The 23771-nt window shown below is 54.2% G+C and carries 24 protein-coding genes; 12 read left to right on the forward strand and 12 right to left on the reverse strand.

Going from position 1 to position 23771, the window contains the following annotated elements; translation table 11 throughout:
- Window positions 1-29 precede the first annotated feature (29 nt).
- The 4 genes from CS910_RS06045 to CS910_RS06060 form a co-directional block, all read right to left on the reverse strand.
- A complete protein-coding gene (locus tag CS910_RS06045) occupies window positions 30-398 on the reverse strand; it encodes an RNA polymerase Rpb4 family protein (protein ID WP_042689190.1) in 369 nt (122 codons plus the stop codon).
- A 2-nt stretch (window positions 399-400) separates the two neighbouring features.
- The gene (locus CS910_RS06050) at window positions 401-697 is read right to left on the reverse strand and encodes a 50S ribosomal protein L21e (protein WP_042689191.1); all 297 of its coding nucleotides are present in this window, start codon (window positions 695-697) and stop codon (window positions 401-403) included.
- A gap of 178 nt (window positions 698-875) precedes the next feature.
- Entirely contained in the window at window positions 876-2402 is a 1527-nt protein-coding gene (locus tag CS910_RS06055; RefSeq protein ID WP_145955370.1) for a CGP-CTERM sorting domain-containing protein, read from the reverse strand.
- A gap of 51 nt (window positions 2403-2453) precedes the next feature.
- Window positions 2454-3614 (reverse strand): tRNA pseudouridine(54/55) synthase Pus10, encoded by a 1161-nt coding sequence (locus tag CS910_RS06060; protein WP_099210278.1) that lies wholly within the window; start codon window positions 3612-3614, stop codon window positions 2454-2456.
- Between the two features lie 44 nt (window positions 3615-3658).
- On the opposite strand from CS910_RS06060, the gene CS910_RS06065 reads away from it, so the two are divergent.
- Complete coding sequence (locus CS910_RS06065; protein WP_099210280.1) at window positions 3659-3952, forward strand: transcriptional regulator; 294 nt, start codon at window positions 3659-3661, stop codon at window positions 3950-3952.
- Here the strand turns inward: CS910_RS06065 and CS910_RS06070 are convergent, their stop codons facing one another.
- Window positions 3953-4924, reverse strand: coding sequence for a glycosyltransferase (locus CS910_RS06070; RefSeq protein ID WP_099210282.1), 972 nt, complete (start codon window positions 4922-4924; stop codon window positions 3953-3955).
- Window positions 4925-5008: 84 nt separating this feature from the next.
- Here CS910_RS06070 and gatD point away from each other — a divergent pair, with 84 nt between their 5' ends.
- The 4 genes from gatD (at window position 5009) to CS910_RS06090 (ending at window position 9441) form a co-directional block, all read left to right on the forward strand.
- A complete protein-coding gene (gene gatD, locus CS910_RS06075; RefSeq protein ID WP_099210284.1) occupies window positions 5009-6328 on the forward strand; it encodes a Glu-tRNA(Gln) amidotransferase subunit GatD in 1320 nt (439 codons plus the stop codon).
- A gap of 5 nt (window positions 6329-6333) precedes the next feature.
- The gene (gatE, locus tag CS910_RS06080; RefSeq protein ID WP_099210286.1) at window positions 6334-8226 is read left to right on the forward strand and encodes a Glu-tRNA(Gln) amidotransferase subunit GatE; all 1893 of its coding nucleotides are present in this window, start codon (window positions 6334-6336) and stop codon (window positions 8224-8226) included.
- A 30-nt stretch (window positions 8227-8256) separates the two neighbouring features.
- The gene (locus CS910_RS06085) at window positions 8257-8760 is read left to right on the forward strand and encodes a hypothetical protein (protein ID WP_099210288.1); all 504 of its coding nucleotides are present in this window, start codon (window positions 8257-8259) and stop codon (window positions 8758-8760) included.
- Between the two features lie 108 nt (window positions 8761-8868).
- Complete coding sequence (locus tag CS910_RS06090; protein WP_099210290.1) at window positions 8869-9441, forward strand: hypothetical protein; 573 nt, start codon at window positions 8869-8871, stop codon at window positions 9439-9441.
- On the opposite strand, the gene hmgA is transcribed toward CS910_RS06090, so the two are convergent.
- Complete coding sequence (hmgA, locus tag CS910_RS06095) at window positions 9438-10658, reverse strand: hydroxymethylglutaryl-CoA reductase (NADPH) (protein WP_099210292.1); 1221 nt, start codon at window positions 10656-10658, stop codon at window positions 9438-9440. The genes CS910_RS06090 and hmgA overlap by 4 nt on opposite strands.
- Window positions 10659-10675: 17 nt before the next feature.
- Window positions 10676-11419: a MinD/ParA family ATP-binding protein gene (locus CS910_RS06100; protein WP_042689209.1), complete on the reverse strand. Its 744-nt coding sequence runs from the start codon at window positions 11417-11419 to the stop codon at window positions 10676-10678.
- 192 nt (window positions 11420-11611) lie between these two features.
- Between CS910_RS06100 and tdh the strand changes: the two genes are divergently transcribed.
- From tdh to truA, 6 genes are all read left to right on the forward strand, one after another.
- On the forward strand, window positions 11612-12661 hold the full coding sequence (tdh, locus tag CS910_RS06105) for an L-threonine 3-dehydrogenase (protein ID WP_099210294.1): 1050 nt from the start codon (window positions 11612-11614) through the stop codon (window positions 12659-12661).
- 68 nt (window positions 12662-12729) lie between these two features.
- Window positions 12730-14229 (forward strand): phenylalanine--tRNA ligase subunit alpha, encoded by a 1500-nt coding sequence (pheS, locus tag CS910_RS06110; protein ID WP_099210297.1) that lies wholly within the window; start codon window positions 12730-12732, stop codon window positions 14227-14229.
- Between the two features lie 5 nt (window positions 14230-14234).
- Complete coding sequence (locus CS910_RS06115; RefSeq protein ID WP_099210299.1) at window positions 14235-14507, forward strand: DUF4258 domain-containing protein; 273 nt, start codon at window positions 14235-14237, stop codon at window positions 14505-14507.
- A complete protein-coding gene (locus CS910_RS06120; RefSeq protein ID WP_099210301.1) occupies window positions 14504-14734 on the forward strand; it encodes a DUF2283 domain-containing protein in 231 nt (76 codons plus the stop codon). The genes CS910_RS06115 and CS910_RS06120 overlap by 4 nt, the downstream gene beginning before the upstream one ends.
- A gap of 2 nt (window positions 14735-14736) precedes the next feature.
- On the forward strand, window positions 14737-16443 hold the full coding sequence (gene pheT, locus CS910_RS06125; protein WP_099210303.1) for a phenylalanine--tRNA ligase subunit beta: 1707 nt from the start codon (window positions 14737-14739) through the stop codon (window positions 16441-16443).
- 238 nt (window positions 16444-16681) lie between these two features.
- Window positions 16682-17485, forward strand: coding sequence for a tRNA pseudouridine(38-40) synthase TruA (truA, locus tag CS910_RS06130; RefSeq protein WP_099210305.1), 804 nt, complete (start codon window positions 16682-16684; stop codon window positions 17483-17485).
- Here truA and CS910_RS06135 read toward each other — a convergent pair.
- Window positions 17432-18820: a DEAD/DEAH box helicase gene (locus CS910_RS06135; RefSeq protein WP_099210307.1), complete on the reverse strand. Its 1389-nt coding sequence runs from the start codon at window positions 18818-18820 to the stop codon at window positions 17432-17434. The two genes, truA and CS910_RS06135, sit on opposite strands and share 54 nt — an antisense overlap.
- Before the next feature lie 73 nt (window positions 18821-18893).
- On the opposite strand from CS910_RS06135, the gene CS910_RS06140 reads away from it, so the two are divergent.
- Window positions 18894-20159: a UbiD family decarboxylase gene (locus tag CS910_RS06140; RefSeq protein ID WP_099210309.1), complete on the forward strand. Its 1266-nt coding sequence runs from the start codon at window positions 18894-18896 to the stop codon at window positions 20157-20159.
- 3 nt (window positions 20160-20162) lie between these two features.
- On the opposite strand, the gene CS910_RS06145 is transcribed toward CS910_RS06140, so the two are convergent.
- The 4 genes from CS910_RS06145 to CS910_RS06160 form a co-directional block, all read right to left on the reverse strand.
- Entirely contained in the window at window positions 20163-21080 is a 918-nt protein-coding gene (locus tag CS910_RS06145) for an ABC transporter ATP-binding protein (RefSeq protein WP_099210311.1), read from the reverse strand.
- Window positions 21081-21086: 6 nt separating this feature from the next.
- The gene (locus CS910_RS06150; protein WP_099210313.1) at window positions 21087-21947 is read right to left on the reverse strand and encodes an ABC transporter permease; all 861 of its coding nucleotides are present in this window, start codon (window positions 21945-21947) and stop codon (window positions 21087-21089) included.
- Window positions 21948-22012: 65 nt separating this feature from the next.
- A complete protein-coding gene (locus CS910_RS06155) occupies window positions 22013-22801 on the reverse strand; it encodes an N-glycosylase/DNA lyase (RefSeq protein ID WP_099210315.1) in 789 nt (262 codons plus the stop codon).
- Window positions 22798-23766 (reverse strand): beta-ribofuranosylaminobenzene 5'-phosphate synthase family protein, encoded by a 969-nt coding sequence (locus tag CS910_RS06160; protein ID WP_099210317.1) that lies wholly within the window; start codon window positions 23764-23766, stop codon window positions 22798-22800. Before CS910_RS06160 ends, CS910_RS06155 begins: the two co-directional genes overlap by 4 nt.
- Window positions 23767-23771 lie beyond the last annotated feature (5 nt).

Raw genomic sequence — 23771 nt, forward strand, 5'->3', positions numbered from 1 at the left:
ACTTTCCTCACGCTAAGAAAAGGAGAAAATCAGTCGAGGGGCCGGTACTCGTCAACGAGCTTGACTATCTCCTCGGCCTCCTCGGGCGAGGGCATGTAGTCCTCCTTCGCGAAGATGACCCTGATGTCGAGGTAGTCCTCGGGGAGGATGTCCACTATCTTCGAGGCTATTCTGTCGTCAATCCAGTCAAAGAGCTCCATGAGCTTCTCCTTGAGCTCCTTTGCCTTCTCGGGGCTGAGCTTGGCGAACTTCTCGGCATGCTCAAGGCTAACCCTTGCCTCGTAGAACATCGGCTCCTCGGGGTTCTCCTCCATGCCCTCCTCTTTCCTGCGCTCGAGGAGCTCCCTGGTCTCGGCTATCGTGAGGTAGCGCTCCCCGAGCTTTTTACGGCCTATCATGCTCATCCCTTCTGTGGCCTGAGGTGAACCGGGTGTATGAAGAAGGTCTTAACCTTGCCCCCGTCCCTTATCTGGACGATGTAAGCATCGCCGCGCTTGCCGACGACGGTTCCGGTCCTTCCGTGGAACCTCGGGTCGGGCATGCCCTTGTGGTAGCTCGGCTCTATGACGATGTGAACCCTCTGCCCGACCTCAAACTCCTGAAGGAACCTGGTAAGCGGGGGAAGACCCCTCTTTCTCGGCTTCTTGCTGAGCTTACCCCTGGTCTTCCTCCTAAAGCTGTGCGCTTTCTGAACCATTTTCACCACCTCTCAACTTTTACGGGCCCCAACGGGCAAACTCGGATTTACGACACGGGATTTTTCAAGGGGGGACGCTTTTCGCTCCGTTTAGACTTAGGACTAACCCCCTGGGAATCACTAAAACCTACAAGGGCCCCTTTATAAATCTTTCACTCAAAAGGTGGAAAAAGGAAAGTCATCCGCGCCTCCGCAGTGCAACGAGGAGCGGGAGGAGGAGAATAACCCCGGGCCCGCAGATGCTTTCTTTATGTGAGTCCTCAACCGTGACGACTTTGACCGGGGCTTTCTCTGCCCTCCAAATTTTTATCGGTTCGTCCACGACCTTCACGCCGAGTTTTCCCTTTGTGACCACTGGTCCAGGGGTTAGTTCAACGTCCACTGGCATTACGTTGACCCTGAAGTCGTGAGCTCCAATTAGGGGGCCCTCGGGTTTTGATTGCAGGTTGGACAGTATTGCAAAGCCCCGGAAGTGTAGCACCGCTCCTGAGGCGGTTGTTTTCCTCCAGATGGCTATGAAGGAATTCCCGTTTGCGCTCACTCCCACGGGCTCTGACAGGAACTCAGGTAGGGTCGTTTTTTCCCATGACATTCCATTGGAGACCGCGACAAAGCTACCAACCACTATTCCCATCGTGTCGGTTTTTATGACTGCGTAGGTGGTGTTAAGGTCATCGTTGCAGGCCAGCCTGAAGGCCTCAACGACAGTTGGCTGGAAAAGGAGGTAGTTCCCTGAAACGGTCAGCGCCGGTGCCGGTTCTGTTGAAGATGTACTCGTGCTCAGGACGGTGACGTTTTCACTTTTTTCGGTGCAGGTTTTCTCGGGAATCAGGGTGTACAGCTTGGCCCAGATGGTGGAGTTTCCGACGATTGCCCCAAGAACCGTCCCGTTCGAGGAACCTCCAAGAAAGTAGACTGTATTCCCCATCGAGAGCGCCGATTTTATGAAAAACCCCTTGAGAGAACTCGTTACCTTCCACGTCTCGACTGGGTTGCCTTCTTTATCGAGCCTCAGGTAGTACCAGTTCCTCTCATCGTGCAGTATCAGGCAGTATCCGTCCCTAACCGTTCCAATCGCCGTGCTGTAAAGTTCTCCGGGGCCGTGAGGTATCCTGTACTTCCCGGCCCAGAGGAGTTTCCCGTTTCCGTCGAGTGCCAGGACGACTGGAACCGTAACCTGTTTTTCACCCTTGAAGCTGTCAACGTGGGTCGCGATGAGTATCTGGTTTCCCGCCTGAACAGCGTCGTCAACGGTCATTATCCAGCCCGGGCTCACGTTGAGCAGGTAATCCTTGGACCACCGGAGCCTTCCATCTTTCCCGAGTTTAATCACCCAGATGTCTGTGTGATTTCCCTCGTCGCTCTGCCCGATGAGGAGGATTGAGCCATTGGCGGTTGCCCTGAGAATCCTTGGTGAGGGATGCAACGGGACACCTTTTACGTTCTCGCCCCACTTAATCGAGCCGTTGGGGTAGAATTCCCCAACCCAGGCCCCTGAGACCACTGGCGTTCCATTGGGGGTCAAGTTGAACGGAACAACGACGATGAAGCCTCCAGCCCCATCGTTCCCTACACCCGCTATCACCTCTGGATACGTTGCCATACCTTCTGGCGGCGCAAGTATGACCGCAGAACCGCTGACAAAGCCAATCGTAAGCAATGCAACAAACACCGCTGGGGGAACCCTCCAAGACATATCTACCACCAAATCCAACTTTGCAAAGGAAATATAAAAAGATTTCTTGAGGGAACACAACTACTCGTCTAAGATGTTCAGCACGTCGAGCCTCTCGCACCAGGCCTTCTTCCCGAGCAAATCACTAACGCTCGGCCTCGTTCGGCCTTTATCGCCTGAGACCAGCTCCTTGATGTAGAGCCCGCCGTCGGTGACGAGGCGAAGCTCAAAGTGCTTCTCGTCAACCCACCTCGCCTCGGCCTCGTGAACCTTCCTCACCCTCACCTTGTCGGCCCTTGCCTTCCTGACGCGCCAGGGTGTTCTCTGATGTATCTCAAGTCCCCTAAGTTTCCCCGCAACCTCCTCGGCTTCCTCCGGCGTTACGCCCTCCTCGACGAGGACGAGCGCGAGGTATTCCTTCCTGTGGTTCTTAGTTAGAACCTCCTCGGCTTCCTTCGCCGAGACGAAGCGAAGATTAAGAACCTCCACCTTCCCACTCGCGTTTATCTCTTCCGCTATCTTCCGGAGGTCAATCCTTCTCTTCTTCGGGCTCTTAATTTCAACGATGAAGGGCCTTCCGTTGCCCAGCATCCTAACGTCAACGTCCTCCCTTCCCGCGCCTTTGAAGACACACTTACCCTCAAAAGCCTTTGAAAACGCCCGGCAGATTATCGAGGCTACGCTGTCCTCGAAGTCGGGCAGAGGCGTCTGGGGAATCCCGCGCACGAGCTTTCTATAACGCCCGTAAACGTAAACCGGGTTGATTTGAAGCTCTATCTCACCAGAGAACGGCTCGACTATGAAAACAAGGTCGGGGTTCTTCGAGGTTTCCTTTCCCGTTGCCCTCCCGAAGGCCTTGCCGAGCTCGCGGTTAAATTCTCTGTTTATTGGCTCGGCGGTGTCAATATTGAACTCCTCCCAGATAGCCTTCTCTTTCTCCTTGATTTCCTCCGGGAAGCGGGAACCGACGAGAAACGTCTCGAACTCAATTCCTTTACTCGCTTTCTTCAGGGCCTCGACGAGCTCGGGAATCCTCTCAAAGACGTTGTGACAGAGCTCACACTCCTCTGGCTCAGCTATCGGTTCTAAGCCCCTCGCGGAGCGCTCCATGTTCAGGACGAACCTTATTGCTTTCCCCCGCTCCTCGTTCGTCCCCTTACCGAGCCTGGCGAAGAGCCTGCCGAGGCAGTGATTGCAGAGTTTGTGCTCCTCAAGAACCCTTTCGGCCTTCTCGACTATCATCGTCCCACCCTAAAGCTTTTTATTCCTCCGCCCAAGTTCCTCCGATGGCCACTCGGAGGGAGCGGATAATAAGCCTTTTGGAGGAGCGGGACTACTCCGTGAGCGAGTTAGCCCAGGTTCTCGGAATCCGGGGCAAGGGGAGCAAAAAGCTAATTCTGGAGGACCTCAAGGCGATTCAGAAAATCCTCAGGCGCGAGGGAAAGGTTCTGCTCGTCAAACCGGCCGAGTGCAGGAAGTGCGGTTTCGTTTTCAGGCCCGAAATCAACATTCCCTCCCGCTGTCCGCGCTGTAAGAGCGAATGGATTGAAGAGCCGAGGTTTAAAATCTCGATTAAGTAGCTATTGGCTGGTCATTATTTTGTATACATTCTTAAACCAATTATTCATCATCTTTTCGTGCTCCGGGTTTATTCTTGGAACTTTATCGTAATGTTCAATGTAATATTTTAACTTCTCGACAAAACCCTCTTTATTTTTGTATAAATATTCTTCGGGTAGCAATTCAGGAAAGCTACAACAATTCGGAGCCAATACAACTGAATTATTCATTATTGCCTCAATTACTTGGTATCCATAGGTTTCTTCTCTGCTCATCATCAATACAACTTTTGCTTTGCTGAGCCCCCCATAATACTCCTCCCAGCTTTTGAAAAATGTCAATCTTGCCTTTAATCCCAAATTTAAAACCGTATTCCAGAGCATCTTGTTAAACTTCTGCTTCGTGAGTCTTCCCGCGTATAGCACGTCATACTCCTTCCTTTCACGGTATGTCTTGAACGGAGGTTTTGGCAAACCAACTACCTTTATTTTGTTTGCGAGATATTGTATTCCATATTTTCTAGACGATATTAGTTTTGTTTTGTGATAATGAGAACTAACGAACACCCCATCTAACATTTTCATTATCCCCACTTCCTGCATAAACTTGCCCTGTCTTACTGGGGCAAAGTAGTCATATTTGTTCAAGCTTGTTGCGTGGCAGAATCCAAACTTCTTTCCTTTTCTTTTGAGGTATATGACCTGAGGCATTAACCCTGCGAAGCTTATATCAGCAAAAAACACATAGTCCGTATCCCGTATATCATGCTTTATGAACTTCTTCAACTGCTCTGCTTCAAATTCAATGGTTTCATCAATCGGGCTAAACAGTTCTAGGGGAGCTTCTTTAATTCTCGCTATATCGGGAGCTATGACGATAACTTCATCAAAATATTCTTGAAATCCCTTAGGCAAGTACCAGTACCACCATTCTTGGTACCTCATCTTTGCGGGATACTGTGGGACAAAATACAGCCTCTCCACTTCAGACATTCTCTCAACCCGCGGGTATTTAGGCAAAAGCCCTTATAAGCCGAGCCCCTATTCTCATTGGTTGAAGTGAGCGAGGCGATGCTTATGAGGAAGGTTGAGGAGTTCATGAAGAGACATAACCTTGAAGTGGGCGACCTCGTTAGGGTCGTCAAGAGGGAAGGGGACGAGAAGATTACCTTTGAGGGCCTCGTGATGCCACCCTACGAGCTTTCGCCCGGCGAAACGCTGACGATAAAGCTCGACAACGGCTACAACGTCGGCGTTCTCATCGATGCAATCGAGGGCGTTGAAATCCTTGAGAAGGCCGTCGAGAAGCCGAAGATGGAGTTCAAGGAAGTTCTCCCGCGGAAGGAGGGCCTCCCGAACGTCAGGATTCTCGGAACCGGAGGAACGATAGCGAGCAGGATTGACTACAAGACTGGAGCCGTTCACCCTGCTTTCACCGCCGAAGAGCTTGCGAAGACCGTCCCCGAGATATTCGAGATGGCCAACGTTACGCCGGAACTCATTATGAACATCCTAAGTGAGGACATGAAGCCGACCTACTGGGTTAGGATTGCCGAGGAAGTGGCCAAAGCCCTCAACGGCGGTGAGGACGGCGTTGTCATAGCGCACGGAACTGATACAATGGCTTACACCGCCTCGGCCCTGAGTTTCATGCTGAGGAACCTTACGAAGCCGGTCGTCCTCGTTGGCGCGCAGAGGAGCTCCGACAGGCCGAGCAGTGATTCTGCTATGAACCTCACCTGCGCGGTCAGGATGGCGACGAGCGATGTTGCCGAGGTCATGGTGGTGATGCACGGCGAGACGAGCGACACCTACTGTTTAGCCCACCGTGGAACGAAGGTCAGGAAGATGCACACCAGCAGGAGAGACGCCTTCAGGAGCATCAACGACGTCCCGATAGCGAAGGTATGGCCCAAAGGTGGGATAGAGTTCCTCAGGAACGACTACAGGAGGAGGAGCGAGGGAGAAGTCATAGCCGACACGAAGATGGAGGAGAAGGTTGCAATCCTGAAAATCTACCCCGGAATCAGCGGTGAGCTCCTCGACTTCCTCGTTGATAAGGGCTACAGGGGTGTTGTGATAGAGGGAACCGGTCTCGGCCACGTTCCGCAGGACTTCATCCCCCACGTCCAGCGCGCGGTCGAGGAAGGCGTGGCAGTTTGCGTCACGAGCCAGTGCCTCTACGGCAGGGTGAACCTCAACGTCTACTCCAACGGCAGGAAGCTCCTCAAGGCAGGAGCGATACCCTGTGAGGACATGTTGCCAGAGACGGCCTACGTCAAGCTCATGTGGGTCCTCGGCCACACGAGGGAGCTTAGTGAGGTAAGGAAGATGATGCTGACGAACTACGCCGGCGAGATTACGCCCTACACGAGGTACGACACGTTCCTGAGGTGATGAAGATGACTGAGAAGTTCGATTACAAAGAGCTCGGCCTTAAGGTCGGTCTCGAGATTCACAGACAGCTCGACACCAAGAAGCTGTTCTCACCCGTTCCGAGTGAGCTGACCGAGAAGGTTGACTTCACCTTTGAAAGACGCCTCAGACCCACGATGAGCGAGCTCGGCGAAATTGACCCCGCGGCACTTGAGGAGTTCAAGAAGGGAAGGAAGTACATCTACGAGGGCAACTACGAGCTGAGCGACCTCGTTTACATGGACGAGGAACCGCCGAGGGGACCAGATAGGGAAGCCCTTGAGGTTACCCTCCAGATTGCCTACCTGCTGAACGCCAAGCCCGTTGACGAGGTCCACTTCATGCGTAAAATCGTCATTGACGGCTCGAACGTCTCCGGCTTCCAGAGGACGGCGATAATAGCGCTCGACGGAAAGGTTGATACTCCGTGGGGAAGCGTTGGAATCCCGACGATATGCCTTGAGGAAGACGCCTGCAGAATCGTCGAGAGGAAGGAGAAGGAGGTAATCTACCGCCTCGACCGCCTCGGCATTCCGCTCGTTGAGATAAGCACGACCCCGGACATACACCACCCGGAGCAGGCGAAGGTGGTCGCTAAATACATCGGTGACGCCCTGAGGGCCACTCGGAAGGTCAAGCGCGGTCTCGGAACGATAAGGCAGGACCTGAACGTCTCGATTAGAGGCGGTGCTCGCGTCGAGATTAAGGGCGTTCAGGAGCTCGACATGATTCCGCTCATCATCGAGAGGGAAGTTGAGAGACAGCTTAACCTGCTTAAGATAATGGACGAGCTCCGCGAGAGGGGCGTTAAGCCCGAAGACATCAAGGAGGAGTTCTATGACGTTACCGACGTCTTCGAGAACACCGGGTCCAAGATAATCGCCAGGGCGATAAAGAAGGGCAGTAAGGTTTTGGCCGTTAAACTGCCGAAGTTCCGCGGTTTAATCGGCAGGGAAATTCAGCCCGGCAGGAGGCTCGGCACTGAGATGGCCGACAGGGCGAAGAAGTACGTGAAGGGCATCTTCCACATTGATGAATTGCCGAATTATGGAATTACTGAAAAAGAGGTTAATGCAGTTACTGAAAAACTCGGCCTCGGAGAGCTCGACGCCTTCGTCCTGGTCGCGGCGGACGAGGAAACGGCAAAGAAGGCCCTCCGCGAGGTGATTAAGCGCGCGAAGGAAGCTATAGAGGGCGTCCCAGAGGAGACGAGGAGGGCTCTGCCCGACGGAAACACTCAATACATGCGCCCGCTCCCCGGAAAGGCCAGGATGTATCCTGAAACGGACATACCATCGATTTTCATTCCGCCGGAGGAGAAGGAGAGGATTAAGGCAAACCTGCCCGAGCTCCCGCAGGAAAGGGTTGAGCGCTACGTGAAGGAGTACAAGATTGACAAAAGCCTGGCAGAGACCCTCGTAAACGATGAGCGCGACGAGCTCTTCGAGGAGCTCGTGAAGAAGGGGGTTAAGCCTTCCTTGGCCGCTTCAATCCTCGTGGTCGTCCTCAAGGGCCTCAAGAAGGAGGTTCCGATTGAGAACATCACGGACGAGCACATCAGGGAGGCATTTGAGCTTTACCTCGACGGTAAGATTGCCAAGGAGGCCTTTGAGGAGATATTTAAGGAGCTTGCGAAGAATCCGGAGAAGAGCGCAAAGCAGGTGGCCGAGGAGAAGGGCTTAACGCTCCTCAGCGAGGAAGAGGTTGAGAAAATCATCGACGAGGTAATTCAAGCCAATATCGAAGTCATCAAGGCCAAGGGAATGGGCGCGATGGGCATGATAATGGGAAGGGCAATGGCGAAGCTCCGCGGAAGGGCCGACGGCAAGCTCGTGAGCACCTTAGTGAGAAGGAAGATTCAGGAGCTGAGCGGGAGCTAACTTTTTAAGTTCTTTTTCTTACTTTTATTGATGGTTAAGGCGAAGTTCGTTGTCTACTATTACGAGATTGAAGACGAGGCCGAGCTGAGAAAGACCCTAAAGGGTTACCTTACGCTTTTCTCTCCCGACGTGACCACGCTAACGGACGCACTCCTTCAGGTTTCGTATTCGAGCCCCAAGATAACGGTCGTGAAAACGCCGAAGGCCATCTACGTCGCTCCAGGGGAGTACGAGGTTGAAGGGAATGCATACGAGTTCCTTGTCTCCAGTGAGAACGGCCTCAGGAAGGTCGCGGAGGAAATCCTCGGTGTGAAGAGGCTCAAGCTCGACACGGTTGTGAACATCGTTCAGGGCGCTCTCTGGGCGCTGGTTCTTTTGCTCGGATACCTTGGCTACAAAAACGACGTTCTCCGGGAGGCCTCTTCTTACATGATAGTCCTCCTCGCGCTCTCATGGGTGATAGAAAACTTCAGAAGGGGTTACAAAAAGCGGGAGCGGGTCAGAGCATCGGCTCCTCATCACGCCTCAGAGTGAGGGAAAAGCGCTCATCATCCCCGTCTCTGTTTTCCTCCCTTCCTTTTAAAGCCTGCCTTACCAACCCGGGGCGAAAACCCTTTAAGGTATGAAATTGTTTTCTTTCCGATGAAGTTCGTCAACGCCGTTCCAATCCTCTACTACGAGCTCAACGTTCCGCCGGAGAGGGTTAGGGAGGCCTTTCCCTCGGCTCTCGAGTTCAAGAACCCCACACCAGAGAGCTTCTCAATCGTCCAACCACCCGGAAAGAACGCGGGACTGCTCGTAATCGACGTCAAAGCTGAAAACCGCTACATCTTCGTCCTTTCGGTTAAAGATGAGCTGGTTTTAATCAACGAAACCTTACCGAGAGTCTTTGTAATCCATCCAAAGAACCTCGGAGAGTTTTTCAGGGCCCTCGCTGAGGACGAGCTTGAGAGCCTCAAGGGCACCAAGAGGAAGGGAAAGTGGTGGCGTTTTCTCATAGACTTCGCCGCAACTTCGGGGGTCATTTACATCGAGAACGAGCTTCACATAGGCTTCTGGACGGCGATTCTCCTGGCCGTAATCTTCGCGGAGGTTGAGCACCTCTTCGGCCCCAAGCAGGTCAAGGGACCTGCCACTGAGCTCGATGAGAAGACAGTCAGGAAAATGTACGAGATTTCGGAGAAGAAGGGAAAGGTGGTGAAGGTCTCCCTTTAGCGTCCCAGCTCTTTATGGGCCTTCGCAAGGTGTTTCGCCGCTATCGCCGCGAGGAGCGAGAGTTCTCCAGCCAAAACCGCTCCGGCAACTATCTCCGCGAACTTCTTGGCGTTGGTTCCCGGCGGGTTTCCTCCCCCAGCGACGCCCATAATGCTTAAAGCCTCCCTCTGGGTCGGGACGCGCGTTCCTCCTCCTACGGTTCCGATTTCGAGGCTCGGCATTGTTATGCTGATGTAGAGGTCCCCCTCCGGCGTAACTTCGGCGAGGGTTATGCCGTGCGAACCTTCGGTAATCTGCGCCTCGTCCTGACCCGTGGCGAGGAATATTGCCCCAACGATATTGCCGAAGTGGGCGTTGAAGCCGTAGGAGCCGGCCTGGGCCGAGCCGACGAGGTTCTTGCGGTAGTTCACCTCTGCTATGAGTTCAGGGGTGGTCTTCAGCTTCCTCTCGACTATCCCGCGCGGTATCACCGCCTCTGCTATGACGGTCTTCCCGCGCCCGTTGATGAAGTTCATGGCGTTGGGCTTCTTGTCAACGCAGAGGTTGCCCGAGAGCGCCAGATACTTCACGTCCGGGAAGTGCTCCTCAATGACCTTCATTATCTCCTCGCTTGAGATGGTCACCATGTTCATCCCCATAGCGTCGCCGGTCTCGAACTCGAAGCGCAGGTAAAGGTTGTTTCCGACTATGAAGGGCTTAACGTCCCTGAGCTTTCCGTGTCTGGTGACCTTGCTGACGGCCTTCTCCTGGAGGTAGTCTATGTTCTCCTTCACCCACTCCGCGACTTCTCTGGCCCTCCTCGCGTCTGGGCACTTGAGAAGCGGTGCGCGGGTCATCTTGTCGTCTATGATGGTAGTCTTAACGCCTCCTGCCTCGGTCAGGGCTGAACAACCCCTGTTAACGCTGGCAACGAGCGCACCCTCGGTGGTGGCGAGGGGTATGTAGAACTCGCCCTTCGCGTACTCGCCGTTGATTTTGAGCGGTCCGGCAACGCCCATGGGTATCTGGACGACGCCTATCATGTTCTCGATGTTCCTGCCGATGACCTGCTCGGGGTCTACGCTGTAGCGCCCTATGTGCTCGAGCTTCACGCCAAGCTTCTTTTCGAGGGCTTTCCTCCTGACCTCGGTCGCGGTTCTCTTGTCCGTGTATTTCTCAACCTGGTGGAGCTTTACCTCTCCCTTAACGACTTTCTCAACGAGCTCCTCAAACTCCATTTCAACACCCCCCAGAATCAGCCAAAAATCCATTCCTCGAGGACTTCTCCGATTTCCTTGAACGCGACGGCGGCGTCGCTGTTGGGGAGGTACTTGATTATCGGAACTCCCACGTTGATGGACTCGGGGACGTTGTAATCGAAGGGAACCCATCCAAGAACGGGGACGTCCAAATCCTCTTCTATGGCTTCTATTATCTTATCAACGACATCGGCGCTCTCACGAACCTTGTTCAGGACGACGCCGATGTTGAGGTTGTACTTCTCCCCGAGGGCCTTCAGCTTTTCTATCTCGTTCTTAACCATGGTCTCAAATGAGTAAATCGGAGAACGCTCTATTTCAACGACTATAAGCTGGTAGTTAGCGACTTGAAATGTTGGAAGGGTATCAAACGGGACGCCGGTTGGAGAATCGACAAAAACAACGCCGAACTTGTATTTCACCCTTTCGAGGATGTCAACGAGCCTCCTCGGAGATATTCCCAGGACGTCTTGAAGCTGTGTGCTCCCGGGCATCACGTAGACGCCGGTTTCTTTGTGGCGGTATATGGCCCACTCTGGGTCAACGTCAGGGTTCTTCAGGAGGGTGTGAACTGTGTACTTAACAGTATCCAAGGCGAAGTGAAAACCGAGGTTGGGCAGGTAGAGGTCACCATCAACGGCCAGAACGCGATACTCCTTCATGGCAAGGTAAGAGCTAAGGTTTGCCGTTGTAGTTGTTTTGCCGGCTCCACCACGCCCCGTTACGACTATCAGTGCCATCGCTACCCCTCTAAGCTTTCTGTAGGGGATTGAGGATATAAGGTTTCCGATTGAACTTCCGTCAGTACGTCGTTTTTTGCGTATGTACCTACACAGTTCTGTCCAGCAATGAGCCTCATCGACTCGATGAACACAAAAGGTTTATATCGTTCCCGTTTAGATTCCCATTGTAAGGCTAAGGAGATGGTTGCCATGGCTGAAAAGATGCCTGCCATCATGAAGACCAAACCTGCCTACGGGGCGGAGCTCGTTGAGGTTGACGTTCCCAAGCCCGGACCGGGCGAGGTTCTCATAAGGGTTCTCGCGACGAGCATCTGTGGAACTGACCTCCACATCTACGAGTGGAACGAGTGGGCGCAGAGCAGGATTAAACCGCCCCAGATTATGGGCCACGAGGTTGCCGGTAAGGTCATCGAGGTTGGGCCCGGTGTTGAGGACCTTCAGGAGGGCGACTACATCAGCGCCGAAACCCACATCGTCTGTGGCAAGTGCTACGCCTGCAAGCACAACCGCTACCACGTCTGCCAGAACACCAAGATTTTCGGCGTCGATATGGACGGTGTCTTCGCGACCTACGCCATCGTTCCGGCCCAGAACGCCTGGAAGAACCCCAAGGACATGAAGCCCGAATACGCCTCACTGCAGGAGCCCCTTGGTAACGCAGTTGATACCGTTCTTGCAGGCCCGATAGCGGGAAGGAGCACGCTTATAACCGGAGCCGGTCCGCTCGGACTGCTCGGCATAACCGTCGCGAAGGCGAGCGGTGCCTACCCGGTCATCGTGAGCGAGCCGAGCGAATACCGGAGAAAGCTCGCCAAGAAAGTCGGTGCCGACTACGTGGTCAACCCCTTCGAGGAGGACCCGGTCGAGGTCGTCATGAGCATAACCGACGGAGCTGGTGTTGAGGTCTTCCTCGAGTTCAGTGGTGCTCCTAAGGCCCTTGAGCAGGGTCTAAAGGCGACGACCCCGGGAGGAAGGGTCTCGCTCCTCGGTCTCTTCCCGCGCGATGTTACGCTCGACTTCAACAACCTAATAATCTTCAAGGCCCTTGAGGTTCACGGCATCACCGGAAGGCACCTCTGGGAGACCTGGTACACAGTTTCGAGCCTGATTCAGAGCGGGAAGCTCAACCTGGACCCGATTATCACCCACAAGTACAAGGGCTTTGAGGAGTTTGAAGAGGCCTTCGAGCTGATGAGAGCAGGAAAGACCGGCAAGGTCGTTTTCTTCCCGAAGGAGTGATTTTTCCTCCTTTTCTTTCACCGCAATTCTTAAGTAAACCCTTCCCCACTTCCCCCGGAGGTGTTGGAATGGAGCTGAGCTATGGGGAGAAGCTCACCCTCATCAAGCTCAACGAACTGAAAAAGGCAAAATTCGAGGAACTCGTTAAAGAGACCAGTCTCGAGCAGGTAGCGGTCATGAGGGCCGTTCTCGGCCTGCAGGCGAAGGGTTTGGCCAAGCTCCACGAGAGGAGCGAGAGAGTAGTTAAGCTCACCGAGACCGGGAAGAAGTACGCCGAAATCGGCCTTCCCGAGTGGAGGGCCATCAAGCTCCTCCGCGAGAGGGGAAAGGTCACGCTCGACGACCTCAGCGAAGTCCTCAGCGACGACGAGCTCAAGCCGATAGTTGGCCTCCTCAGGAAGGAGGGCTGGGCGAGCGTTAGGAAGGAAGACGGAAAGCTCGTCCTTGAAATCACCGAGAAGGGGCTTAAAGCCGGGGAGAGGTCTATTGATAAGGCCTTAAAGCTCCTCGCCGAGAAGGAGGTCGTTCCGGTTAAGGAAATCGAGAAGCTCGTCCCCGTCAAGGAGCTCAAGAGGAGGAAAATCGGCGAGGAGGAAACCGTAACCGAGAGGGAAGTCGAGATTACACCTGCAGGCGAGGAGCTGGCTCCGAAAGTTGAGCTGAAGCGGGAGGTTTCCGTTCTAACCCCTGAACTCATAAAGTCCGGCAAATGGAGGGAAGTTGAGTTCAGAAAGTTCGACATAAAGGCCCCTGTGAGGAGGATTTACCCGGGCAAGAAGCAGCCCTACCGCGCTTTCCTCGACAAGATAAGGAGAAGGCTCATCGAGATGGGCTTTATCGAGATGACGGTTGAGAGCATGATTGAGACCCAGTTCTGGAACTTCGACGCCCTCTTCCAGCCCCAGAACCACCCCGCCCGCGAATGGACCGACACCTACCAGCTCAAGTACCCGAAGAGCGGGCACCTCCCGGAGGAGGAGCTCGTTGAGAGGGTTAAGACCGCCCACGAGCGCGGTCTGGCCGGTTCGCGCGGCTGGGGTTACGTCTGGTCTCCGGAGAGGGCGATGCTCCTCATGCCGAGAGCCCATGGTACTGCCCTTGACGCGAGACAGCTCGCGAAGGGCGTTGAGATTCCCGGAAAATACTTCACAATTCAGCGCGTTTTCAGACCTGACGTCCTCGACAGGACGCACCTCATCGAGTTCAACCAGATTGACGGCTTCGTCGTCGGCGAGGAGCTCAACTTCAGGCACCTCCTCGGAATCCTCAAGCGCTTCGCGGTGGAGATAGCTGGGGCCAAGAAGGTTAAGTTCCTGCCCGACTACTACCCGTTCACCGAGCCGAGCGTCCAGATGAGCGCCTACCACCCTGAACTTGGCTGGGTCGAGTTCGGCGGTGCCGGAATCTTCCGCGAGGAGATGACCAGGGCTCTGGGCATCGACGTCCCGGTCATCGCGTGGGGAATCGGAATCGACAGGTTGGCAATGTTCAAGCTCGGAATAGACGACATACGCTACCTCTTCAGCTACGACCTCCGCTGGCTGAGGGAAGCGAAGCTGGTGTGGTGAGTTCGGTGGTGCACTACACCAAGCATGCCGAGATTCGAATGAGCCAGTATGGCATTTCAAGGGAAGAAGTGGAGAATGCCCTCCGCAGTCCCCTCCGTTTGTTTTTTGACTTTAGCTCAAACCGCTACGTGGCCATCGGAACAAAGAACGGACACGGCTTGGTCGTGGTTTACGAAGTGGTTCACGGTGAAAAGGTCGTCGTTACCACCTACCACACAAGCAAGGTTGATAAAATCATTAGGGCTAAACTGTCATCTGGGAGGTGGATTGAGTTATGAGCGAGGAAATCCTTGTCCGGTATGACCCTGACGTTGATATCCTCTACGTTCAGCTCTCGAAGAAAAAGCCCGTTGATGCCGACATGAAAGGAGATGTGGTCATAGACCTCGACGAGAACGGAGATGTCGTCGGCTTCGAGATTTGGCGCGCGAGGGAGCTAATCCTGCCGGAGTTCATGAAGTTCATCGAGAAGATAAAGGCCGAAAGGGCCCACGTGGAGGGTTGAAGATGCCAAAGTTCGACGTGTCAAAGCGGGATTTGGAGAGGCTCGTCGGGAAGAGCTTCACGGTCGAGGAGTGGGAGGACCTCTTCCTCTACGCCAAATGCGAGCTCGATGATGTCTGGGAAGAGAACGGTGAAATCTACTTCAAGGCCGACTCAAAAGATACGAACAGGCCCGACCTCTGGAGCGCCGAGGGAATAGCAAGGCAGATACGCTGGGCGCTCGGTTTCCAGAGGGGACTGCCGAAATACGAGGTCGAGAAGAGCGACGTTATCGTTTACGTTGACGAGAAGCTGAAGGATATCCGTCCGTACGGTGTTTACGCAATCGTTGAAGGCCTCAAGCTAGACGAAGAGGCTCTCAAGCAGATGATTAACCTCCAGGAGAAGGTGGCCCTGACCTTCGGAAGGAGGAGAAGGGAGGTTGCCATCGGTATCTTCGACTTCGACAAGGTGAAGCCCCCGATATACTACAGGGCAGGGGAGAAGACCGAGAGGTTCGTCCCGCTCGGCTTCGGGGAGGAGCTTACACTGGAGGAAATCCTTGAAAAGCACGAGAAGGGCAGGGAGTATGGTCATCTGATTAAGGACAAGCCCTACTACCCGCTCCTCGTGGACAGCGAGGGTAAGGTCCTATCGATGCCCCCGATAATCAACTCCGAAACGACCGGCAGGGTGACGACCGAAACGAGGAACGTCTTCGTCGACGTCACCGGCTGGGATTTGAACAAGGTCATTCTTGCCCTTAACGTCGTCGTTACAGCCCTGGCGGAGCGCGGAGGAAAGATTAAGAGCGTTAAAGTCGTTTATCCCGACTTTGAGATTGAAACGCCCGATTTAACTCCCAATTCCTTCGAGGTCGAGCTGGACTACATAAGGAAGCTGGCCGGCCTTGAGCTGAGCGATGGCGAAATCAAAGACCTCCTCGAGAGGATGATGTACGACGTAACCCTTGAGGGCGGTAAAGCAAAGCTCCTCTATCCGGCCTTCCGCGACGACATAATGCACGCCAGGGACGTTTTAGAGGATGTCCTCATCGCCTACGGCTACAACGAGATTGAGCCCGAGGAGCCGAAGTTAGCGGTTCAGGGCAGGGGCGACAAGTTCATTGAGTTCGAGGACGCCGTTAGGGAACTCATGGTCGGCTTTGGCCTTCAGGAGGTCATGACCTTCAACCTGACCAACAGGGAGGCCCAATACGACAAGATGAACCTCGAATACGGAAGGGACTACTTCAACAACCCGCCGGCTGAGCTGGTCGAAATAGAGAACCCGATAAGTCCGAAGTGGTCGGCGCTGAGAAACTGGCTTCTGCCGAGTTTGCTCGACTTCCTGAGCCAGAACACCCACGAGGAGTACCCGCAGAGGCTCTTTGAGGTCGGCAAGGTCACCCTGATAGACGAGGACAGGGAAACGAAGACCGTCAGCGAGAGCAAGTTGGCGGTTGTTTTAGCACAGCCGAGGGTTACCTTCACCGACGCAAAGGAAATCCTTGACAGCGTGATGAGACACCTCGGCTTCGAGTACGAGCTTGAGGAGGTCGAGCATCCGAGCTTCATCCCCGGCAGGGTTGGAAAGGTAATCGTAAACGGCCAGACCATTGGCGTAATCGGCGAAATTCACCCAGCGGTTTTAGAAAAGTGGGGAATCGAGATGCCCGTTGCGGGCTTTGAGCTGTTCCTAAGGCCCCTCTACACGGAGCCCTACCTTTAGTCCCTCTTTTTCCTCTTCTCAAGGAGGACGCACATGAGCTCGAAGTTTGTAACGCTTATGAGTACCTCAACGTCAAAGACTTCCTCCATTCTCTCACCTCGATTTTAGGTTCTCGTGCCTCTTTATCAAGTTTGCTGGAATTTTTTCGTATTTCATTCGAATTTTGAGTTTACAAAAGTCAAAAAACTTGGAGGATTTTCAGGGAAGGCTTTTTATACCCTCCGCTAAAGCGCCAACCATGAAGCTGGCTCTCCGCGTGGCCTACGACGGAACTGCATTTTACGGCTTTCAGAGACAACCCGGAGTGAGGACGGTAGAGGGAGAACTAATCCGTGTTTTAACCAAACTAAAAATAATCGAAAGCCCGGAAGAGAACGACTTTAAAGGTGCCTCGCGGACGGACCGCGGAGTTTCCGCGTTCTTCAACGTGGCTTCGTTCGTCCCCGGCGAAAGGGGTGACCTGGCGAGGCCAGAGGTGCTGAACCACCATCTCCGCGACGTCTGGGTTCTCGGCGTTGCCGAGGTTCCCGCTGACTTCCACCCGAGGTTCTGGGCGACCTCGAAGACCTACCGCTACTACCTCGTCGATGAGGGCTTCGACCTTGAGAAAATTCGTGAATGCGCCAAGCTCTTCGAGGGAACCCATGACTTCTCGGCTTTTGCGAAGCTTGAGCCGGGCAGGGACCCGATTAGGGAGATAACGCGCATCAGCATCGTTCCAAGACACGGCTACTACGTGGTTGAAATCACGGGTAAAAGCTTCCTCTGGGAGATGGTGCGGAGAATCGTCAACGCGCTCCGCTTCTGCGGACTCGGTCTCCTCGAGCAGGAGGACGTTAGGGCCATGCTCGCGGGGACTTACAGGAAGAAGGTTCCGCCCGCTCCTCCAGAGAACCTCGTTCTGTGGCACATAGAATATCCGGGCGTTGACTTCAAAACCGACGAGAAGGGCCTTGCCAAAGTTAAACGCGACCTCTTTGAGCGCTACTCAAGAGCCTTGACGAGAGCGGCGCTTTTTGGGGACTGCCTCGTTGAGCTTTGATTCCTTGTCGTAGTACTTCCCGTAGTACTGCTTGAGCGCTTTCTGTCTCTCGATGAAGTGCGTGTAGAGGAGCGGGTCGTCGTCGGCGACGTCAACTATAACTGCCCTCATGCCCTTCTTCGGTCTTAAGGCCCTCCCTATGGTCTGTATCGTCATGATGTCGCTCTTTCCTCCCCCGGCGAGGATTATCGCGGAAATCTCAGGTATATCAACCCCTTCCTTGAGCAGGGTCGAGATTAAAACCGGAATCTCGCCGTTCTTGAAGGCCTCAAGGACCTCCCAGCGGTTCTGGCTCTTGGAGCTGAGAAACTCGGCCTTTACGCCCTCCTTTTCAAGCATCTCCTTCAGGATTTTGCCGTGCTCTATGCGCTTTACGTCGATGAGGACGCGGTGGCCCTTCCTGACGAGCTCCTTGGCTTTAGCCACTATCGCCCTGTTCCTCTCGTCGTTGTTCATAACGACGTCCTCGTAGAGCTCCTTATAGCGCTCACTGAAGGATGGCATGCTCGACTCGTAGGTTATGACTTCAAAGCGGGGCTTGGCCAAGAAGCCCTCCCTTATCAGGTCCTCGGCCTTTACCTCATAGATTATCGGGCCGACAACGGCCTCAATCTTTATCTCTTCGCCCCTAACGCGTCTCCAAGGCGTTGCCGAGAGCCCGAAGCGATAAACCTGCGGGAGGCTTATTCCCAGCTGGTAAAATTTCTCGGCGGCGGAGGTCCTGTGACACTCGTCGAACATGACTATCGCGTAGTCGTTCTTCAGCTTGTCAACGCCCCTCGAAAGGAGGGTCTGTATCATGGCCACTGTTACGTTCTCCTCGTTCCACTTGTTGTCGCCGACGATTCCGGCTTTAACGCCGAGGAGCTCTTCAACCTTCTCAGCCCACTGGTAGAGGAGTTCCTTCGTATGGACGACGATGAGCGTCGAAAGGTCGAGCTCGTGAATGATTCTCAGTCCGACAACCGTCTTTCCACTTCCAACCGGCAGAGCCAGAACGCCCATCTTCTCTTTCAGGGCTTTCCTAACGGCCCGTTGCTGATAGCGCCTCAGGGAGTAGTCCTCGTTCCATGTTGAGTTGAGTTTAACCCCGCGAACCTGCCGTTCGTCTTTGATTCTAACGCGGTATCCCTTGCTGTTGAGGAACTTCTTGACCCTCGGAAGCAGACCGACGGGGAATGTCTTCTCGTAGGGGTCGTAGAGGCTCTCGGGTTTCTCCCACTTACCGTAGTCCTTCTTGTAAGTGAGCAGGTCATAGATTTTGAAGTAGACGCTCGGCTCCGCCTTCTCGACCTTAACCAGTGCTGAACCGTCTGGAATCCTGAGGACAACCATGGGCATGGCCAATCAAAGCGAGTCTGGAAAAAGCCTTTATAGACCTTTTGGAACAAAGGTCTAAGGTGGTAGTATGCTGAGGGAAATTCTTCAAACCTTCGACGACCTGATTGTCATAAAGGAACCCGTGAGCAAGGAACTCGAGGTAACGCGCTACCTGCTGAAGTACCGCGACAGGCCGGTCCTCTTCGAGGACGTTGACGGCTGGAAAGTCGCCGGAAACATCTGGAGCACCCGTGAGAGGATAGCCCGCTTCCTGAACACGAGCAGGGAACGCCTGATGCACGTCGTGGCGGACGCGATGGAGAATCCCTCCCCCTACAAAACCGTTAAAAGCGCCCCGTTCCTGAAGAACTCGACGGAGGACTTTTCCCTTCTTGAACTGCCTGTTCCGAAGTACTATCCCAAGGACGGCGGGCCATACTTCACCTCGGCGATGGTCATCGCAAAGGACGATAACGGCTTTGTCAACGTGTCCTTCCACAGGATGATGGTCAGGGACGAGAAGACCGTTGCGATAAGGCTCGTCCCTAGGCACCTCTACGCGATGTGGAAGGACAAAGCCGAGCACGGAGAAGAGCTGGACGTTAGAATCGTCGTGGGAAACCCAATTCACCTGCTCCTCGCCGGGGCTACGAGCACAGCCTACGGAATCAGCGAGCTCGAGATAGCATCGAAGCTGAGCGAGCTCGCCTTCGGGAAGCCGGTTGAGGTCGTTGAGCTGGGCGGAATTCCTGTGCCGGTCGAAAGCGAGTTCGTCTTCGAGGCGAAGATAACTCCCGAGCTGGTCGACGAAGGCCCGTTCGTGGACATAACGGGAACCTACGACTACGTGAGGAAGCAGCCGCTGGTCGTCTTTGAGAAGATGTACCACGTTGACGACCCGATTTTCCACGCCCTTCTCCCGGGAGGATACGAGCACTTCATGCTCATGGGCCTTCCAAAGGAGCCTCAAATATACGCGAGCGTCAAGCGCGTGGTTCCAAAGGTTCACGGGGTAAGGCTGACGGAAGGAGGTGCCATGTGGCTCCACGCCGTTGTTTCGATAACCAAACAGCACGACGGCGACGGCAAGAACGCTATTTTGGCGGCCTTCACCGGCCATCCGAGCCTTAAACATGTGGTTGTCGTTGACGAGGACATAGACATCTACGATGACCGCGACGTGGAGTGGGCGATAGCGACGCGCTTCCAGGCAGGTAAGGGCCTCGTGATAGTCCCCAACGCCCGCGGTAGCTCCCTCGACCCCTCTGCGGAGAAGAGCTTAACCGCCAAGTGGGGCATAGACGCGACGAAACCCCTCGACAGAAAGGAAGAATTCGAGAGGGCTAAGCTTTAGCCCTCATTTCACTATGTTTAGGAAGATTTCTTCGAGGCTTGGCTCCTTCACCTGCATTGTCAGAATCTTCGCTCCCTGGGAAGCCACGTAATCGTGAAGCTCCTCGCGAATGTCCTCGGGCGAAACCACCCGATACTTGTTCTCCCCAAGGGGAGTGACGTTCCATCCTGCGGAGCTCCAGTCAACGGGCCTGTTCGTCTCGATGATGATTGTGTAACCGGCCTTCCTTAAGAACTCGCGCTTAATGTTCTCAATGCTGTCCTCAAGTATTAACTTACCCTTGACGATGACACCAACCGTGTCGCATACCTCCTCAACGTGGGCCAGGATATGGCTTGAGAAGAAGACAGTCTTTCCAGCCTTCCTCTGCTCTCTGATAATTTCCTTGAACTCGGCGATGCCACTCGGGTCGAGGCCAGTCATTGGCTCGTCGAGGATGAGCAGTTCGGGGTCGTTTATCAGGGCCTGAGCGAGGAGAAGCCTTTGACGCATTCCCTTCGAGAACTTTCCGACCTTCTTGTTCCTGACCTCCCAAAGGTTGACGAGTTTGAGAATCTCTTCAGCACGCTTCTCCCTCTCCGGTTTGGGCATGTTGAACGCCTTGCCAATCACATCGAGGGTTTGAAGCGGCGTTAGGAAGCCCCATAGGGTGGCATGCTCCGGCATGTAGCCGATTCTGGCTTTTGCCTTAACGAGTTTACCCTCATCGAACTTCCCGTCCCTGAAGACCTCTTCGTCGAAGAGGCTTATCCTCCCCTCCTGGGGGAACACAAGGCCGAGAAGGCTTAGTATTGTGGTGCTCTTTCCGGCACCGTTTGGCCCAAGGAAGCCGTAAACTACCCCGTTGGGAACTTTGAGGTTGAGTCCGTCCAAAGCCCTAACATCCTTGTAAACCTTAACCAAATTCTCAACCACAATCATTAGACATCACCTCAAATCCATTCTGAGGAAGCGCCAGGTTGCGACGCCGAGGTAAGCCAAGGTCATGATTATGATTAGGGCGAAGTTGACCGAGCGCTCTCTGATTGCACTACTCAGCCCAGCGTACTCGTACTTGGTCTCCCAGCCGTTTTCCGTTGATTTGTTGACCTCCTTAACGGTCTTGTCCATGATTACCTTCAGCTGTGCGGCGGGGGAGAAGAATAGGTACTTTGTGTAGTAATCATCGTGGAGTTTCTGGAGCTCTGAGGAGGAAAGGCCCTCGTGAGAGTACACCTTGTAGTCAACGTACGCGGGTATGACGAGGTAGATTATGAAGAACACCGCGAGCGCTACCCCCAGGGAGGTTCCCGACGACCTGATGAAGAGCGAGATTATGTAGCCCATCGCTATGAACTCAAGCATCACGAGGAGCAGGAGGACGTTGAGGAGCAGTACGTCGCCGAATATCTTTTTGATTCCGATTCCAATCCACGCGAGGCCGCCGAGGGTCACGACGCTCGTGAGGAGGAGTGCGAACAGAAAGACTGCCCCTTGGGCCGTGAACTTGCCGAAGAAGTACCCGATTCTGGTAACGCTCTTGCTGAGAGCTATCCTTATCGTCCCGTCTTCGATTTCCTTGTTTATGGCCCCGGAACCGAAGATTATCGCAAGAATTCCGAGGAAGAATAGGGCCATTCCGCTCACGTAGTTTATGATTATCGCTATGGCGTCGATGTCCGATGTAACGTTCCCCTGCTTCATGAGGTAGAGCACGGGGACGTAGAAGATTAGCATGACCCCCACTATCGCCCACAGCTTCTTCGTCCTGATTCCCTTCATGAACTCAACATCGAATCCCCAGAACATCACCTCACCTCCGGGAAAACTAAGGCTTGGAGTATAAAAATTTTGCTCTTAAAATAGGAATGAAATTAGAGTCCCCTAAGTTCAAGGACCAGCTCTGCCCGTGGGCAGTGCTTCCTTAGCCTTTCCAGAACTTCCTCCCTGCCTCCGAGAACTGGCCAGAGGATTGAGTCTATGTGGAGCGGTGGAATCTCGGTTTTCTCTGCAATCCTGTTCCAGAAGCTAACCGGCGGTTCGCCCGTGAAGCGCTTGGTGTAGGCATTTATCCTCACGTCGTCCGGAATCTCGAGGGTCATCGGGTACGGAACGAAGGCATTAAAGGCAATCCTCCCGGCGTAGCCGAACATCTTTACGGCGAAGACTATCGTTTTCGCGCTCCGTTTGGCCTTCATAACCCTTGTGAGGTCATCTCTAAGCCTCTCCATGCCGTTGAAGTAGTAGTCCCTCAGCTCGTCCATCGAGAGAGACTCTAAGAATGGCTCGACCCTCTCGATTCTCTTGAGCTTCCCGGCAACGAGGCGCCTGTTGGTCTTCGAGTTGGGGAGAAACTGGGTGTAGGCTTCCGCTATATTTCCGGGTGGATTCTCCGAGAAATACCTTGAGAACTCCCACCACCAGTCCTCGCCTTTCCCGCTCAGCTGGTAGCTGACGAGCGCGTTGGCCACAACGAGTTTGATGAAGAGTTCGTCGTCCTTCAGATTCTCCCGAAGGTTTTTGAGGGCATCGAACTGCAAATCAACCTTCTCCTCAATGGTTTTCGCACAGTCGAGGCCGAGCTCTTGCAGTATTTTCACGAGCCTGTTAACTTTCTCGTTGTCCTCCCGGTATTTTATCCTCACGAAGCGGTCGAGCGTCATTGCGCCACGCTCCTTATCAACCTTTCCAGAAAGGCGTTCTCGCTCACAACCTCTGCCCCGGTGTTCCTCGGAAGGCCGAGCTCGACCTTAGCCCTTATCCCGTGCTCCTTAAGGTGGTCGTTAAGCTCGGCAGAAAGCCTCTGGAACTCCGACTTCAGGATTAGGCCGTAAACGGTCGGCCCCCAACTGCTCTGGCCTGCGCCATAGGTTTTCTCGCCCAGCCAGTCAAGGATTAACTTGACATCCTCCCTGAACTCACCCCCCTGAAACTCCGCGAAGTGCCTGCCGACGAGCCTCTGTATCGCCGAGAGGTGCTCACCGAATGCCCTGACGTTCCTCTCCTTTAGCGCGGGAAGGAGACCGAGTAAAATGCGGTGGCTTATCTCCATGGCCGAGTTTACGTCCCCGAAGTTTCCGCCCATTATCGGTTTCTCTTCCTCTTCATCGAGGCCCGGTTTGACCTCAGGAATCACGAGCAAGAAGGCCCACTCCGTGGGGAACTCCTCGCGGAGTATCAGCGGGGGTATTCCTTCTTTAACTCCTCCATCGAGGACAAAGCCCCCGTGAGCAAAGGCGTAAATCCCAGCCCCGCTGTTCTTTCCCCTTCCGAGAACCTCGGCGAGTTTCTCAACCGAAACGTCCAGGTTGTTGAGCCTCGCTATTGCAGTTCCAACAGCTAAGCTCAGCTGAGTAGTCGAGCCGAGGCCGACATGCCTTGGAATTGCCTTCCGCACCTCGATTAGGTAGCCGGTTCCCGTTCCAAAGGTCGAGTTCATTCTCCCGACGGCCTTTTTTATCGTCTCCACGTCCTCGCCTTCGGCCTTTACCTCAAGCCGTTCAGCCGGTAGAACCTTTACCTCGTAGCCACCTTCGAGCGCCACTCCAAGGCTCCCGAAGCGCCTTCCGAGCGAGCCCGTTGGGTCTATCAGGCCGAGGTGAAGCCTCTTCGGTGTCCGAATTATCATGCCCA

Source organism: Thermococcus henrietii, from assembly GCF_900198835.1.
Lineage (GTDB): Archaea > Methanobacteriota_B > Thermococci > Thermococcales > Thermococcaceae > Thermococcus > Thermococcus henrietii.